The 16,034-nt window shown below is 52.6% G+C and carries 15 protein-coding genes; 6 read left to right on the forward strand and 9 right to left on the reverse strand.

Annotation, left to right across the window (positions count from 1 at the left end; all coding sequences use genetic code 11):
• The first annotated feature begins 212 nt into the window (after nt 1-212).
• Together NLF94_RS08120 and NLF94_RS08125 are read left to right on the forward strand one after the other, a co-directional pair.
• On the forward strand, nt 213-1,310 hold the full coding sequence (locus NLF94_RS08120) for a glycosyltransferase (protein ID WP_254840963.1): 1,098 nt from the start codon (nt 213-215) through the stop codon (nt 1,308-1,310).
• A 10-nt stretch (nt 1,311-1,320) separates the two neighbouring features.
• Nucleotides 1,321-2,745 carry an oligosaccharide flippase family protein gene (locus NLF94_RS08125; RefSeq protein WP_254840964.1) on the forward strand — a complete coding sequence of 475 codons (1,425 nt, stop codon included), beginning with the start codon at nt 1,321-1,323 and terminating at the stop codon, nt 2,743-2,745.
• 16 nt (nt 2,746-2,761) lie between these two features.
• Here the strand turns inward: NLF94_RS08125 and NLF94_RS08130 are convergent, their stop codons facing one another.
• The 3 genes from NLF94_RS08130 to NLF94_RS08140 form a co-directional block, all read right to left on the reverse strand.
• Nucleotides 2,762-3,691: an NAD-dependent epimerase/dehydratase family protein gene (locus tag NLF94_RS08130; RefSeq protein WP_254840965.1), complete on the reverse strand. Its 930-nt coding sequence runs from the start codon at nt 3,689-3,691 to the stop codon at nt 2,762-2,764.
• A 194-nt stretch (nt 3,692-3,885) separates the two neighbouring features.
• A complete protein-coding gene (locus NLF94_RS08135) occupies nt 3,886-4,959 on the reverse strand; it encodes a glucose-1-phosphate thymidylyltransferase (RefSeq protein ID WP_256558723.1) in 1,074 nt (357 codons plus the stop codon).
• A gap of 3 nt (nt 4,960-4,962) precedes the next feature.
• Nucleotides 4,963-5,433, reverse strand: coding sequence for a dTDP-4-dehydrorhamnose 3,5-epimerase family protein (locus tag NLF94_RS08140; protein WP_254840967.1), 471 nt, complete (start codon nt 5,431-5,433; stop codon nt 4,963-4,965).
• A gap of 110 nt (nt 5,434-5,543) precedes the next feature.
• Between NLF94_RS08140 and lhgO the strand changes: the two genes are divergently transcribed.
• From lhgO to NLF94_RS08155, 3 genes are all read left to right on the forward strand, one after another.
• Entirely contained in the window at nt 5,544-6,749 is a 1,206-nt protein-coding gene (lhgO, locus tag NLF94_RS08145; protein WP_254840968.1) for an L-2-hydroxyglutarate oxidase, read from the forward strand.
• Nucleotides 6,750-6,780: 31 nt separating this feature from the next.
• Nucleotides 6,781-7,638 carry a dTDP-4-dehydrorhamnose reductase gene (gene rfbD / locus NLF94_RS08150; RefSeq protein WP_254840969.1) on the forward strand — a complete coding sequence of 286 codons (858 nt, stop codon included), beginning with the start codon at nt 6,781-6,783 and terminating at the stop codon, nt 7,636-7,638.
• Nucleotides 7,639-8,482: 844 nt separating this feature from the next.
• Nucleotides 8,483-8,968, forward strand: coding sequence for an NUDIX domain-containing protein (locus NLF94_RS08155; RefSeq protein ID WP_254840970.1), 486 nt, complete (start codon nt 8,483-8,485; stop codon nt 8,966-8,968).
• A 371-nt stretch (nt 8,969-9,339) separates the two neighbouring features.
• On the opposite strand, the gene NLF94_RS08160 is transcribed toward NLF94_RS08155, so the two are convergent.
• The 4 genes from NLF94_RS08160 to NLF94_RS08175 all read right to left on the reverse strand — a co-directional run bounded on the left by NLF94_RS08160 (nt 9,340) and on the right by NLF94_RS08175 (nt 13,090).
• Complete coding sequence (locus tag NLF94_RS08160; protein WP_434085395.1) at nt 9,340-9,711, reverse strand: toxin-antitoxin system TumE family protein; 372 nt, start codon at nt 9,709-9,711, stop codon at nt 9,340-9,342.
• 63 nt (nt 9,712-9,774) lie between these two features.
• Nucleotides 9,775-10,293 carry a DUF7342 family protein gene (locus tag NLF94_RS08165; RefSeq protein ID WP_254840972.1) on the reverse strand — a complete coding sequence of 173 codons (519 nt, stop codon included), beginning with the start codon at nt 10,291-10,293 and terminating at the stop codon, nt 9,775-9,777.
• Between the two features lie 1,032 nt (nt 10,294-11,325).
• Nucleotides 11,326-11,784, reverse strand: a complete 459-nt coding sequence (locus NLF94_RS08170) for a nucleotidyl transferase AbiEii/AbiGii toxin family protein (protein WP_254840973.1) — start codon at nt 11,782-11,784, stop codon at nt 11,326-11,328.
• Between the two features lie 481 nt (nt 11,785-12,265).
• Nucleotides 12,266-13,090 (reverse strand): transposase, encoded by an 825-nt coding sequence (locus NLF94_RS08175; protein WP_254839087.1) that lies wholly within the window; start codon nt 13,088-13,090, stop codon nt 12,266-12,268.
• A 1,498-nt stretch (nt 13,091-14,588) separates the two neighbouring features.
• On the opposite strand from NLF94_RS08175, the gene NLF94_RS08185 reads away from it, so the two are divergent.
• Entirely contained in the window at nt 14,589-14,981 is a 393-nt protein-coding gene (locus tag NLF94_RS08185) for a winged helix-turn-helix domain-containing protein (protein ID WP_254840975.1), read from the forward strand.
• Between the two features lie 94 nt (nt 14,982-15,075).
• On the opposite strand, the gene NLF94_RS08190 is transcribed toward NLF94_RS08185, so the two are convergent.
• Together NLF94_RS08190 and NLF94_RS08195 are read right to left on the reverse strand one after the other, a co-directional pair.
• Complete coding sequence (locus tag NLF94_RS08190) at nt 15,076-15,723, reverse strand: ribonuclease H-like domain-containing protein (protein WP_254840976.1); 648 nt, start codon at nt 15,721-15,723, stop codon at nt 15,076-15,078.
• Nucleotides 15,720-16,034 (reverse strand): DUF8156 family protein, encoded by a 315-nt coding sequence (locus NLF94_RS08195; RefSeq protein ID WP_254840977.1) that lies wholly within the window; start codon nt 16,032-16,034, stop codon nt 15,720-15,722. Before NLF94_RS08195 ends, NLF94_RS08190 begins: the two co-directional genes overlap by 4 nt.

The following is a 16,034-nucleotide window of genomic DNA, read 5'->3' on the forward strand; positions in this document are numbered from 1 at the left end:
ATATCATGGGTCTATATCTGATAACTCGATATCAAGTTATCTATAAGTGAGGCGCTATATTATATTAGTAGTAGAGCGAACCGATCATAGCTAATCAAAAGGTTATCGTCAATGCAAGTCAATATCTACGACAAATAATGGACATTCTACAAGCTTCCCCCTACTCAGCCTATCCACCTACTGTCGGAGGCGACCACCGTACCCACGGATTGATGAGCGGAAAGGATAGCGGAGATACTGTATGGAGATTTGCAAACACCAGGATCAGTTCTGAGAAAAAGGAGGGGGAATTTGAAATTGATGACAACTATACGGAGTATCGTTATAAAAATCTAATTCATTCAGGGGTTAGTGCGTTAACTGAAAATTTGGACATCCCGAATATATATAATTCAAGCATATTGGACTTGAGTGATCCCGAATATCTTGTTGAAAGAGCTCACGAGGCACAAGTAATTATTGTCGAACGACCATGGCAGTGGAATTATATTAAGGATATCTCAAGAGATGATGCAATTCTAATCTATTCTAGCCATGACTTTCTCGCTGAGAGATTCTCATATGTGAAAAGAACAATAGGAGGAGACCATATACTATCCAAAATAAAATCCGTTGAGCAGAAGGCTGTTGAAGAGGCAGATATGGTTATCGTAACATCAGAAAGAGATAAGAAAATGTATATAAATGAATTCAATATAAAAGATAAATATTATGTTTCCCCCAATGCGACCTATAAAAGATCTGGTTTGAAAGATAGTATAACAGAGGTCGAAGTGAAGGGGAGGAGATTTCAAAACAGTTCAGAAAAGACATTCGCTTTATTTGTCGGGGGAGGTCATAGACCAAATATACGTGCAGTAGAAGAAATTTTTCAGATGGCAAAGATGTGTGATGAACTCATCTTTATGATTGTTGGGGATGTGTGTGATCATTTTGACGAGTCTGAAACGCCATCGAATCTCGTTTTACTTTCATTTGTTGAAGACTTGTCTAACCTATATTCTTTTGTCGATGTCGCATTAAACCCGATTATTAATGGTAGTGGGACAAATATTAAATTGTTAGAATATTTTTCATACGGGTTACCAGTGATATCAACACCGTTTGGCGCCAGAGGGATAGACGCAAAAGATGGCACCCATTATTGGGAAGCCACAATCAGTGAATTCCCAGAAGTTCTGGGTAGATACCACAGCAATCAAATATCTGGGGATAAGCTATCAAAAGAATGCAAAAATCTAATAGATAATAGACTAAATTGGGAAACTGTATCGGAAAATTTGATGAGGGAAATAAAGAACCACCGTTAAATCCCAGAAAATGGATCTTTCTATTTCTGCGTCTAAACTAACGATCTCGAGGATTTTCTCCATCATTATTGGGTTTGCAGGAATCACCATATTTTCACAAAAGTTGGGTGCCAGTGGAATAGGGAAGTTCTTCTTATTTCAAGCAACTGTCGCGGTAAGCGGCATTATATCGGATTTGGGAGTGCAAACAGCAGCAGAGAAAAAAATAAGTGGAAAAGAAGATAAAAGAGAGTTTTTAACAGCATCAGTATTATTAAAGATATCTACCTTGATTATTGCCTCATTTATAATATTCACCCTAAAGGCGCCTATTAATCACTTTCTCAATTTATCAGAAATTTACCTTTTGATTGTCGGAATCTGGCTAAGTGAGCTGTATAAGACTGGTATTAAAATCCTAAATGCAGAGCTCCGTGTTGGGGAGACAGCAGTCTTACGATTGTGGAGGCAAGTTTGTTGGGTTCTAGGTTCAATAATATATCTATTATTTATAAATATTTCATCAGATGGGCTTATATTAGCATTCCTTCTCTCATATCTCACTTCTATTTTCTGGATAGGAGCTAAAATCTCAATCACTCCTGGATACCCGACTAAATTCCACTTTAAATCGTTATTTGATTACGCCGCTTATAGCTATTTGGCATTTAATCTTTCTGGAGAAATATACAATTGGGCCGATACCATTTTGATAGGAATATTTCTTACCTCTGCACAAGTCGGAGCCTACGAAATTGCGTGGCGAATCTCCGGGTTATTACCAGTAATAAGTGAGGCGATCGGAACCACGATATTCGCATATATTAGTAAGGAATATTCGGATAACAATTTAGAAACTATCAAAGAAACCGCCTCAAATAGTCTAATTCCCAGTATCCTGTTACCAGTTCCCGCCTTTTTCGGTGTTATCTACCTCTCAGACGAGATACTGACTATTTTTTTCGGAAAAGAATTTGTAATGGCATCGATTCCATTGATAATCCTATCTTCTGAAAAAATATTCAGATCCGTACACGTGATTTATGGTCATTTATTATCCGCAACAAATGAGCAAAGAATTGCAGGACGGATATCCATACTATCTTCCGCCCTGAATTTGATCATGAATATAATATTGATAAATTATATAGGGATCATAGGTGCTGCCGTAGCCACGGCTGTCTCCGCCATAATCAATACCACACTCCACATCTACTATTCAAATCGACATATATCATTAAGCTTCCCAGTTAGAGACATACTTTGGGTCATCTTATCTAGTATGATTATGGGAATCTTAGTAGCTACAGTAGGTTCAATTTCAGATATAGATACAGGCGTTAAACTCGTTCTTATCATTATGTTTGGCGTCCTAGTGTATACGACCCTCATCTTATCAAGGGAATCAATCAGATCGGGGGCTATATCAACAGTAAAGAGATTAAAACAAACCTAGTGAAACCGCCGCCGTATTAAATAAACGCCCTAAATTTGTCAGATAATTCCTCAACCCCCTGATCCAACGAATATGCCGTCTCAAACCCTTCCTGTCGAATTTTCTCATCGCTAACAATATATGAGAGCTGATTCAACTGTTCAGCCTCAGTATATCCAATTTCAACACCGGGGAAGTGCTTCTCGATAGCATCAACAACGTCCTGCAACCGCCCGTTCTGCCCGACGACGTTATATGCTTCACCATCACCTAATTCGGCACCTGCAAACAACATGGACCGAACAGCGTCCTGCACGTGTAGATACGGACGCTTTTGTTCCTCTGCGCCCTCATACACAGTCAGCGGCTCATCCATTGCGGCCAGCCACGCAAACTTATCGACGACCGTATCGAAGCGCATCCCAGTTGTCCAACCGTATACAGTCCCCAGCCGAAGCCCAGTTAGACCAATCTCGCCGTCAAACTTCTCGAACATCTCCTGTTCCGCGGCGAGTTTCGCCTCTCCATAGGGTGATTCTGGCTCACAGTCGAACTCCTCTGTGATCTCTTCTTCCGTCCGACCATAGACAGAACAGGTTACCGCATTCACGAAATCGTCAACGCCAGCCTCCTTAGCATCTTCAAAGAGAGCAACTGCAGCTTCGTGGTTCACATCCCATGTCTTTTCGGGGATGTCGAACGTCTCGGGCGCATTCGTGATGGCCGCTAAGTGAAAGACCGTGTCTACGCCTTCGAGAGCCTCAGCCCGATCATCCTCGTCGCGGATGTCACCTCGGATCATGTCGTAGTCCGCGTAGGAAGGCAGGTCCCACAACGAGTGAAACCGCGGCTGTCGGTAGTTATCCAGAATCCGGATTTCCTCACCCGAGTACGCTGGGTGATCCGGAACCTCTCGAATGAGCCTTGATCCAATGTACCCCAACCCGCCTGTAACAAGTACTGTCATAGTGTTTAACCCCGTCTACTCCATCCTATACTTTTCGAGATTACCTGTGATATACTCCTGATCATCCACAGGCAATTCATCGAAGCGCCGTACCGTCTCACAACTCAATCCGGGACACTTCATAACCCGATGCCGTTCCAGTACGTTTCCGGCGATGATTGTCCCACAGTCAGGACAGGTGTCAGTGATAATTTTCATAGTTCCAAGGACGAGTTCTGACCGATAACAAGACGGTCACCTGCGGGTTGTTTGTCTTTATTTGTCGTCACCGATGCCTCCCGGCCAAGGAGACTATCGACGATAGTACGATCAGCTGTGATCGTATTTTCACCGATGGCCACGCTCGATTCAATGTGGACGTTATCCACTTCGCAGTTGTCTCCGATACTGGAGTACGGCCCTACGTACGCTTCCGACTTGATTCGGGTATTTTCCCCAATCGACACAGGTCCCCGCACTACCGCACCTTCTTCAACGACGGTTCCTTCGCCAATCTCTACACGGCCCGTAATTGAGGATTCGTCTTGGACTTCACCCTGTATGTCCGACTCAATGTCGTCGAGGACGAGACGGTTGGCATGCAGAACATCACCAGGCTTTCCAGTATCTTTCCACCAGCCATGGACGACGTGTGACTGAACACGATGTCCTTTATCCAGAAGCCCTTGGATGGCATCCGTAATCTCCAATTCACCACGCCATGACGGCTCCAGACCTTCAATCTGTTCGAAGATCTCCGGTGTAAAAAGGTAAATACCGATGAGGGCAAGATTTGATGGAGGATCCTCGGGCTTTTCGACGAGTTCGGTCACGTCGCCGGCTTCGTTTCGCCCAACAATCCCGTATCGAGAGGGCTCGTCTACCTCCTGTAGACCGATCCCTGCAGCGTATTCCTCAGCGTCGAAATCTGCGACGAGGTCTTCGATGCCCTCGCGCATCATGTCGTCTCCGAGATATACGACAAATGAATCGTCGCTGACGAAGTCACGCGCACATCCGACTGCATGCGCGAGTCCAAGGGGTTCTCCTTGAACGATATAGGTGATGTCAACGCCGAACTCCGCACCGTCCCCGAAGTACTCTTGAATTTCGTCTCGACCCTTGTTCCCCAAGATAATCCCAATCTCAGTGATACCGGCGTCCTTCAGGTCATCAACAGCGTATTCAAGGACAGGCTTGTTCGCAATCGGAACGAGTTGTTTCGGCCCAGTATGCGTAATCGGGCGCAATCGAGATCCAGTTCCGCCTGCGAGAATAACTCCTTTCATGTATTATTCGTGAGGAGGCTCTTCCCAGTCAAGTGGGATTTCATCAGTATCATACGGTAGTCGTTCTTCATCAGGGTCCTCGTAGTCGTAGAGGTTCGTCGGGAAATTAAGTAACAGAACCCGTTCGTCACCAACTGCTTTGAACCCGTGCCAGCAGTCCCCTGGAACACGGATTGCGTTCATATTCCCTTCCCCAATAATGTAAGTATCAACTTCGCCTTGTGTAGGTGAGTCCTGGCGGTCATCGTAGATGCCGACCTTTGCCTTTCCACGGGGGACGACAAAGTGGTCAATCTGACCGCGATGGTGACGATGCCACGCACGGATGATTCCCGGGTACGTCTCGGAAAAATAGGACATCGTTGGTTCGTCTTCTCCCTGAAAGAACTCCCAGTCTGAGCGCCAGAGCTCAGTGAGACATCCGCGCTCGTCCGCATTAATCTGGAGTTCTTCTATTTCCACATCGTGTATCATGCGCGTTCATTCTGGGCGATGCTCCAATCTCACTTACTATTTGTGATGCCGGTCATACCATTTGTCAGACAGAGCAGAACGCTCAAGATGTTACCATAGTATGAACAAACATGTCCGAATACGATGTCGCTATCGTAGGTGGTGGATGTGTTGGTTGTTCCGTGGCCTATCACTTAGCCAGCCAGACAGATTTAGAGATTTGTGTGGTTGAGAAGGAGCACCACCTTGCTGAACACCAGAGCGGACGTAACTCCGGTGTCCTTCATCCAGGGTTCAATTATCCTCCCGGTTCGCTAAAGGCAAAATTCGCAACCGAAGGAACCCGCCGAATGAAAGAGTACTGTGAGGATAATGATATCCCTCTCGAAGAATTAGGTGTTCTTGTTGTCGCAACGGACCAAGAGGAACGAGAACGACTAACCGAAATCCAAGAACAGGCGACAGAAAACGGAGTCGAGACGGAAATCTTAGAAACCAGAGAGGAAATCCAAGAGCACGAACCACACGCTGCCGGCGAAGCTGCCCTCTACTGCCCTGAAGCCGCCTCTGTTGACTCACAAAAGTACGTCTATTCACTTGCGGGCGATGCAGAGAACCGCGGCGTTGACTTTTACACTGGGTACGAGGTGAAGGAAATCGAAACAGTTGACGATACACATCACCTTCTCACCTCGAATGGAACAATCAGCGCGTCCTATCTCGTGAATGCTGCTGGACTATACGCTGATGAACTTGCCCATCAGATGGGCGTTGGAGAAGAGTATCAAATCGTGCCGTTCCGCGGCGAATACTACGAACTGGTCCCTCAAAAACGTAATCTGGTGAATACGATGATTTACCCCACGCCAGATCCAGAACTCCCGTTCTTAGGGGTTCACTTCACGCGACGAACCGACGACAAGGTGATTATCGGGCCGAATGCCGTGCTCGCGTTCGGACGGGAGGCGTACGAAAATACCCAATTCGATATTTCAGAATTAGCATCGACGTTTAAATATGAAGGCTTCTGGAAGCTCTTGGCGTCGCCGAAGATGATTGGCGTCGCGCTCAATGAGTTGAACAAGTCGTATCGAAAGGCAGCGTTCATTGAGGCATCGCAGTCTCTCGTTCCGGAAGTCGAAACAGAAGACTTCAGAAAGAGTTACGCAGGTATTCGTGCCCAAGTTGTTCGAGATGACGGCACGCTCATCAAAGATCCACTCTTTGAGCACGGTTCGCAATCCACCCACGTATTGAATGCGGTTTCACCTGGACTCACGTCTTCACTTCCATTCGGAGACCACCTTTCAGAGGCGGTTCTGGATCAAATGGAGTAAGATTTACGACGCCCTATACAGAGGGTAATCCATGCGAGTCATTGTAATCGGGGGGTCCGGTCTTGTCGGATCAAATATTGTCGAGCAAGCAGAATCTCGTGGGGACACCGTTCGTTCAACACACCTTGATAACCAGGTGGAAACCACAGATATCGAGCTGGACAAAACGGATGCAGGCCGAACTCAGTCCGTCATTACGGACTTTGATCCGGACGTTATCGTAGATACAGCAGCTTTCCACGCAGTTGACGACTGCGAAACGAAGCGGAATCAGGCTTGGAGTGTAAATGCTGCTGGAACTCGGAACGTCGCTACTGCGGCAAACGAAGCTGGCGCTCACCTCATTTACCTCTCTACGGACTACGTCTTTCCTGGCGACCCGGTGGAAACACCGTATACCGAGTCGGACCAGATTCAACCGATCAACTACTATGCTGAGACAAAATATGCGGGCGAACGAGCAGCACGTATCGCAGATGAAGTGACCATCCTCCGGCCGAGTGTTATTTATGGCACAGCGAGCCAGAACTTCGTAACGTGGGCCCTTGGCGAGTTAGAAGACAATAATGAATTGACTATTGTCGACGATCAGACATCATCTCCCACATACGCCCCTGATTTGGCGAAAGCATGTCTTCGTATCGGAGAGGAAACCCAGACTGGATTATACCACTCAACAGGGCCCGAGTCCATGTCACGGTATGAATTTACTGTTGTACTTGCAGAAGTGTGTGGGTACGATACGGGCCTAATTAAACCGATCACAACCGAAGAATTCGGTCAAGAAGCGCCACGGCCCACGGATAGTACTCTTGATTCCTCTACTCTCTACGATGCTATTGACTATGAATTCCGGGACCCTGCATCGGCATTCGAAGAGTTGCGTTGAATGGAAGAGAGACACTATCTCTTTTCAGCTGGAACATACGCGCGCTTCTGGTTTATTGGCCGTCACGCTATCGACCGTCGAGATGGGACTGTCTACGAAGGTCTCACTTGGTAGTCACCGGAATAGGATGTGAACTACCGAGAACTTCGCTCACGGAAGACCGTCCCGATTTGGCCCCAGGCCGTCGAAACGTAACTCGAGTCTTCCGAAGGCAAAATGGATGCCCTGATGGGTACCCCGTAGATTTGATGTCGCGCTAGATGTTCAGTGATACCTTGGCTCGGTTGAGTCGGAAGAGAACTGAGATTGTCAGATTCTCCGATTAGGTTGCATCGGCGTCCTGTGCGAGTCTCTAGTTTGTCAACTCGATATCATACTGTGATGGACTCGTGATGGGTCATGCCAGATCATCTGTCACTCACAAGAGGAGTAGACCCCGGTATTTTGACCTGAAGATTACTTATAAAGATTGCCGGGCGAACTGTTCCTTCTAAGAGAAGACATCTGGACATCCTAGCCCCTAATCGACGAACGCGTCGATTCGAGAGTGGGCGTCCCCCCAGCCACCCGACGACCACGCGGTACGGTGCCGACACTTCGAGACGGCTGATGAGCGTTTCGAGTTCACTCTGGCGCGGTTCGCCGAGCACCCCGCCGGCAGTGACGCTTGCCACGGCCCTCAATCTGGTCGGACCTCCACCAGGGACGTTCACAGCGGTCGATATTTTTTCGCCCGACGCGTGCTACAGCTGCCGGCGAATGGAGTGCCGCGATTGACGGGTACCCATGCCAGCAGTCACCACAATCCGTAGCCTGTATCCGCACTCCCGAGAACACCAGACCAATGCCGGACGACGTCACCCCGTACGAGGATATGCACGTCCACGACGAACACATCCCCGAGGACCGCTTCGCGGAGTTCATCGCACGGATGCCACAGGTCTGTGTGGACCTCATCCTCGAAACTCAGCAGGGCTTCCTGCTGGCGAAACGTGAGATCACCCCCTCAGTATGGTTCTGGCTCGGCAGCCGACTGTACAAGGGCGAACGCCTCCCCGACGCCGCCCACCGCATCGCCGACGAGGAGCTGGGTCTCGACATCACCATCCACGACCAGTACGGCCCCTACGCCCACTTCTGGGAGTCCAGTTCCGTCGACGGCAGCCCCTCGCGACACACCGTCAATCCGGTCTTTCACGTCCGGCCCGCCAACGACGACTACGAGATTACCTTGGACGACCAACACACCGACTACCGCTTTGTCACCGCCCTCGACCCCGATATGCACCACTACGTCCGACTGTATCTCGAGGACAACGTCCTCGTTTGACCCCCTCCCCCGCGTGAACGCGGGGGAATCCCGCGTGTTGGGATATTAGGGTTTCACGTCACCCGGCGGGTGCTCGCGGTTGGAATCCGCGAGTCCGGCTGAAGTGGATGACGCGTGGCTGGGCCAAACAGCCGTTACCGCTATCCCCATTCCCGGGTGGGGGAGTCATGGGTAGCGTTTCTTGCCTGATGTTGTCGGCTCCGTTCACATCGCTATGCGCGACCGCCGCACCGGTCGCTCGTCCACAGTCCACGGTCAACACGACTGTCGTCATCCTCGTGCCCGCACACGCTACACGCGGATGATGTGCCGCGTTCATCCGACACACCCGATCCAGCAACTACTGTGAAGTCGTGGGAGGATGTCAGGTCCTACTGCAGTTGCCACAGCGTTTCGATTCGCTCTTCGACGTAATCAAGGACGAGTTGACAGATGTCACGATGGTCTGGCGGCCACTGTGCATCTGCTGCGTTGGCACGACTCGCGTCCGGCGGCGGATGGAAGTGGTCCCGTGCGTTGTGACGGTTGGGGTGGCGGTCCCAGCGACACTTCCACACGCTCTCTTGGCGCTCTTCTTGATAGTGAACGGTGAAGTCGCCGTTGCGATACCATCGAATCTCAAACCGAGCAGACGCATCGCCCGGGTAGTAATCACCGGCGAGTTCGATACGGAGATACAGCTTTCCCTCCTCGATGAGGTCCACTGCTTCACACAGCCGACGGCCAGCAAACCGCGAACGCATATGCGCTACCACCGCCCGGTCCAGTAGCGCAGGACTCGCGCCATCGTCGGCCGGCACCATCGGTCAGCCGTGCGACGACGCTGTCGAGCTAGTCGCCTTCTGGCGAGCACGCTCGTGGAGCCGGCGCTCCTCGATTGCGGTCGCCCAGTCACCGAGGTCCGCATACACGTCGTCAACGCGCTCGGCGTCGTAGTCGAGAACATCGACGTCAGCGGGCGCGTCAGCCTCGTACTCCTCGCGGTATGCCTCAATTTGGTCGGTGAGCTCCGAGACCCGAGCCTGTAGTTCGTCGACGGTGTGTTCGTTCGCCAGTTCGTTCATTCGCCGCCACTCGAAGTAATCGTCGTTGCGCTCGTATCGCGCTGGGCGGCCGTCATGGTGTATCACGATGCCGAGGTCGGCGTAGAAAGATAGGTGCGTCCGTGCGGACGCTTCCGAGCAGTCTGCACGCTCGGCGATCTCGGCGGCCGTCATCGGCTCCCGTGCATGCAGGACCGCGCCGTACACGCGCTGTTTCGTGTCCTCGTCGTCGAATGGCCGGTCGAATGGGGGTGGACCGTCGCGACGAGCGTCGTCAGACATACTTCGACCAACGGGTCAATCCAACATATTTCTTCTGAAGCCAAATTATATTTTTTAAGTTCCGTATTGTCGGGTCGACGACCCAAGCCAGTTTGCTTACAGAACCACGAGGCGAAGACTCCAGGCTTTACCGTAGTTGCTGACGTGGGGGAGAGTCGATTGTCGTCGCGGACGCTGTCTCGATATGGTCGAACAGCCGACTGGCGCTGTGTGGACGGCTGCTGATACACTTCGAGCAAGCAGACGAGCGGCGAGACATCGTCGTTCGAATACTCGATCGGTGAAAGCCGTCACCGGTACGGTCCGTTTCAGACCTCCGAGCCCACTGACCGATGGCTACACGCAGGCCGTCTAGTCGCCCCCAACGGCACTCACCCCGTCCTGGCCGAACTGTCGAGCATCGAGCGCGCCACCACACCGCCCGACCTGCTCGGGGCCGCCATCGAGTTGATCTACGACGCCCGGCCGGGCGACACCCGCCACTCGGCTGCCGGCAGCTCGATGGCCCGGGACCGCTCTGAGTCCAAGGCCGAGGACTATCGACGGACCGAGCCAGCAAGTCAGTCCGACCGGCGAGCGGGACCCTACCAGCGAGGTCTCCTGATCCCACATCTTGGGGAGCCTCGCTCCCCCGCCCCCGTAGACACCGACGGGCGACCGAGGACCACTCGCCGCGGTGGCGGCCTCGTCAGCGTGCAGACCCACCAGTGCAGTAGCTTCGAAGCGGACCGACTTCGACCCGACGACGATCCGTACGTTCCTTGAGCGACTCATCGAGTACGGCACGCTTGAAGGGCGCCCCCCCCGCCATCTATACAGAGCGTCTCCTGCCTCCGCTCAGATTCTACGGGATAATCAGGACGTCAGGAGTGGCTCATTCCGAAGTAACGCCTGCGAAGACTGCGCTCCGACGGGGACTGCGATTGTTTCTGCACAGCGCGTCGTGGGAGCAAGAAGCCCCTCGCTCGCGGAGCGAGTATCCAGGGGTAGTTCACCCGTGAACACAGTTGTTCGGTCACCGGTGGATACCGATCACCGGAGTAACCGATTGATAGAGTCGCTAATGAGTTGTGATTCAATCTGAAGTAGTGTTGCTGCGTCTTCAAATATGGAGTCGTCTACCGCGTCCACAAATTGCGCCACATCGGAGTCGGAGACGTATTCCAATGCGCCAGTCTTCACGTCCGTGTAGTCTGTGACGTACCAGAGGAGGCCGTGAAGGTCAGCGAGGTCCTTCACTCGTTTGTGACGCGTATCTCTGTCCGGGAGCGAACGGATTTTCATCGCGGCCAGTAACTCTGGTGAGACGATCCGTTTCTCGGCAGACGGCGACCACGACACGTATTCTGCCAACGGCGAACCCTTGTCCGCTTCGAAGACCGGTGCCAGGAGCGGTTCGGCGGGTGGCTTGAACCCGAATACGTTTCGGAACCCGTCTAGCTCGGTGGTATCCGGAATCACATCGACATAGACTTGGAACACCTCGTGCATGCGATACTTGGTGGGTTCGGATTCGCTGATTCGATCCTGACTGTCGCGGAGGAAGTTCTGGACGAAGCCGACCCTGCTCTTCGTGTATTCCAGGTGTTCGATTGCCGAAATGGAGTTTCTACCGGTGTCGCTGGGAAGTGCTCACTAGCCCAACTCGCATCCACATGGACGTTGATATCGATGGTTCACGATCCGAATATCTGGATTCGTACGTGCTGTGACCGACTCTGGCGAAACAACTGTTTTGTAGGTGATATGAGCCACTACAGACTACTGGTTAGTCAGGACCTGTTCTGTGGAGACAAGCTGGCTTTCCTGGTTATTTTAGCTTTTCAGTCACTATTTCGATATACGGGCCGTCTATAGGCTTCCCCGAGATAGGGTGGTTCAGAACCTTGTCGTCATAGTTCCGGTCAACCTCTATTCCGTGTCCAGAAACTTCTTTTTCGTGCTCTATTGAAAATGCGGTACGGCAGTAGGATCATAACGTTTTGGCGAGCTTCTTGAGGTTGTTGAGAGCGAACAAGAGAACGATCTCACGGAACTGTCGGTACCAGAACCGCGAACGCAGGGCGGAGTCCTGTGTTCGCTTGACCGTCGAGTAGGACGTTTCTGCCATCCATCGCTGCGTGTAGCCCTTTGCCCGGATGAGTGCGTTATTCGCAGTTGCCTTCGCTGTTGAACCGCGGTAGTGAACGAGGTAGTCGATGTCCAGTGCAGCGACCTCGTACTCAGTGTGCCAGTCTTGGAAGCCGTTATCGGCGGCGACGGCCCGCAGGTCGTCCGCGTTCCGGCGGACGACCCGCGGGCCAGCCCTTGTATCGTGTTCACGCTCGATACAACAGTGGACATCCAGCACCGCCAACGATTCTGTATCGGTCAGCGTCGTCGCTTTGATCGTCTTGACGCTTCGCCCACACCGCTGGAGGTAGTGTTGTGAGGCTTGTTCCCGTTCAAAGAACGTGCTGTCTAATGCGGCGTGACCAGACTGCGGGTGTTGCTGCGCGGAGATGCGCAGCAACGCCCGCCAGACGTACATCGCGTAGCGGTCGAAGGAGTGGTAGAACGTGGTTGGATCAGGCGGTGCGTCTGGGTGGATGCCGAGCCGATCACACACCGCTGGCATGAGGCTCACTCGATCAACGAGTTCGGCGTAGCTGTGACCTTCTTCTTTGCGAATACAGTGCGCGACGATGTGGGCCTCGCGGGCAAGCCCGCCCGAGTCGGGCTTGCCCGCTCGATTCCCCAACGCTTGTTTAGCTACACGTAGTGCTGTCTCAACGAGGTCGAGCAACGCGACGCCCATAATCGCCTTCTCGACCTCATTTCCTCAAACCGTTACGGAGTAATCCTGCCGCTGTCTTCCATTTTCAATAGAGCAGTGAATACCTCTCTTGAGACAGAAATTGCCTGGAGTACAATTCCGGGTTTCAGCCGGCCACCTGTTGAAGCGACCATCTGTCTTTAGCTAAGAAGACTCGCATGAAAGCGTAGGGACGGTCGTTAGACGGAAGTTACCGGGTGCCGAGATCGAATTTGGTGTCTAAGCGGTTCTCATCCGAGTTTGTCGATTCGGCAAAACGGCAGTCACTCGACTCTGCCGGCTTAGCTAAGGACGAACGTTGAAGCGACTTAGTCTGCTTGGCACAGCGGTATTATTACATTTCGGGGGCGTTTAACCCTCAAGGGTACTGCTTCGAACCGTTCACGCCGAGACACAGCTCCGTCCGCGGCCGAAGTAATGTATCAACGCTCTTGCTCTCAAACGACACCACTCTCTGATATCACCTCCGCACATAGACATGCAGGTATAGCATCTTGGAGAACAATTTACAACAGTATTAGAGCATAGCGATACTCCGTGTGTGCGAACACAGCGCCGACACAGCACCGCTATAGCCAGACACGGGCGTCAACCGCTGTGTGAGCGCGGGCGCGCCCATCGGCGCGCTCGCCGCAGCGATCTAGCCTGCTCAGGCCTCCTGGACTGTGATATGTCACTTGCCTTGCTCCCCCTGATGGATATCAGTCTGCTGATTCAGAACGAATCGGAACTAACCATTTATTTCGGGGCAACGGCGCTCTGTGTTCGCGGAAGTTATCGGTTCCTAGATGAGTATAGCGTGTCTCCAGCCGTATCGCCGACCGATAGTGGTGTGTGCGCCGTACAGCCGCAGCGACACTCACCGCTATTCAGAGGGGTCGAAGGCGTCAAGCGCTGACTGGTTGTCGGATGCGTCACCGTCTTGGGCCCCCGATTCAGGCTCATCGGTGGCTTCGATCTCGACATTATGCTCGCGAAGAACCGTCCGCATACCGGACCGGGAGACATCCGCTAACCGAGCTGCTGTCCCAAGGCTTGCATCCTCCGTGTCGTAATTATGTACGGCTGCCGCATTGCGAGCAGCTTCGTTGCGATCGAAGTACTCCCGTAATACACACCGAACGGCATCGCTCTTGTTCTCGAAGATTCCGGCTTCGACGCTCCCTTCAACTAGTCGATGCAGGTCCTCAGGAATCGTACTCGTCGTTCGCGGCATGTGCATATATTGTATGCGGATAGGGTCCTTAGTGACAGCGGCGCTGCCTCTCGATGTTCATACATTGTATGAAAGTGCTGCAGTTTGTTCTCGCACTAGTCGACTGTGCCTGAGATTCGCTGAAACCATCCCTCTCCAACGCTCGTTTTAGTTTCGCTGCGGCGAATTCCCGAAGTGGTGATAAATATCGGTGTTTTCAGGAATATTCTAGTCGAGAACGGCCAAGTACGTGGCGTCCCAACGTAGGACCTGAGACCCCCCGAAATGGCCGACACCGATCGCCAGCCAACTGAGGAGGTTCGCCAGCCCGAGCCGCCGCTTCCCGAGGATAGCGGGCTGACGCTCGAGGAGTATCTCGCGATGCAACAGGCGATTGGCCACCCGACGCGGTTCCGGATCCTCCGCACGCTCGTCGCCAACGACGAACTGAGTGCTGCCGATCTCAAGGCCGCGGTCGATGTCGAATCCCACAATTTTCACTACCATCTCGACGAACTGGTCGACGTCGGGCTCGTCGACAAGCGCCAGCGGCGGACCGCTGACAGCCAGGGCTTCTATACGTACTACCGGCCGACGGCAATGGGGCGGGGTATTCTTGAGCACGGTGTCGAAGAGCTGATGCACCGTGAACGGGAGTTCAACGACGCCTATTCATAAGACCAGCGGAGGTTCGTCGATACGCTACTGACCAACGGAACGGAGACTGGCTGTGCTGTCGTCACAGAACGCTGGCCCCGAAAGAGTACTCCGCTCACACCACTGGATCGAGCGATTTCATCGAGAAATCAGATTTCGAGCAGTATCGCTCTGCTAGCCGCATCAAAGACCGTGTCCGCCGGATATCCGCGACATTGTGGAGGACGAGCGGCTCGAAGTTCTCCGCTTCCCACGCTTCAACCGCTTCCTTGCTGTCTGCGAACGGATCAAGCCTGGTTAACCCACTTCCGATGAGCTCTTCGTAGACGCCAGTTAGCGTCTCACCCGACGTATTGAACCGTGTCTCGAAGACATCCATCGCGTCGATGTACGGCAGTCCAGTGAACGGCCAGTCGATTTCGTGGTAACAGAGCCGTGTACGGAGGAACGGGAGGTCGAACCCGCCGTTCCATCGTTCGCCATTATATGCGACCAGTTTCGCATCGCGCTGCGCGAGTGTCGACTCAACGAACGTACTCATCTCCCACAGCAAGGCCCGTTCAGTCTGCTGGACCGATATCGAGACTGAGGTCGCCAGTTCTTCGTTGACCCGTGCTTCGAGATTTGACGGCGGTGCTTGCCCGTCCGTATTGAGAAAGATCCGGGAGCCAATATCCGTGTCGAACCCGACGACAGTCAGTTGATCGTCGACGTCAAAGCCGGTTGTCTCGATATCGAACGCAACGGTGTCGAGCCCCGTCATTCCGTGGCTCCATCCTGGTGGTGTTCCCGCTCGTGGCTCGCTTCCCGTTGTTCGAGTGCCCGTTCGAGTTCTTCGAGGCGTTCTTCGTGGTCGTCGAGGCGGGCTTCCTGTTCGAGATCGATGCTGAGCAGTGCCGGCAGCAGCGGGTTCTGGTGGTTCAACAGTCCGCACGCGTCGGCGTGCTCGCGGGCGTACTCGAACAGCCGGTCGAATCGCGGCTGGTCGCGACGCCGGAGGGCCCGCCGGAACGCCGCCCAGCGCTCTTCGATGGCCCGGAGTGCATCACGGTAGGTTGGGTTCGTACGCCCCAT

Source organism: Natronomonas marina, from assembly GCF_024298905.1.
In the GTDB taxonomy this organism is placed as follows: domain Archaea; phylum Halobacteriota; class Halobacteria; order Halobacteriales; family Haloarculaceae; genus Natronomonas; species Natronomonas marina.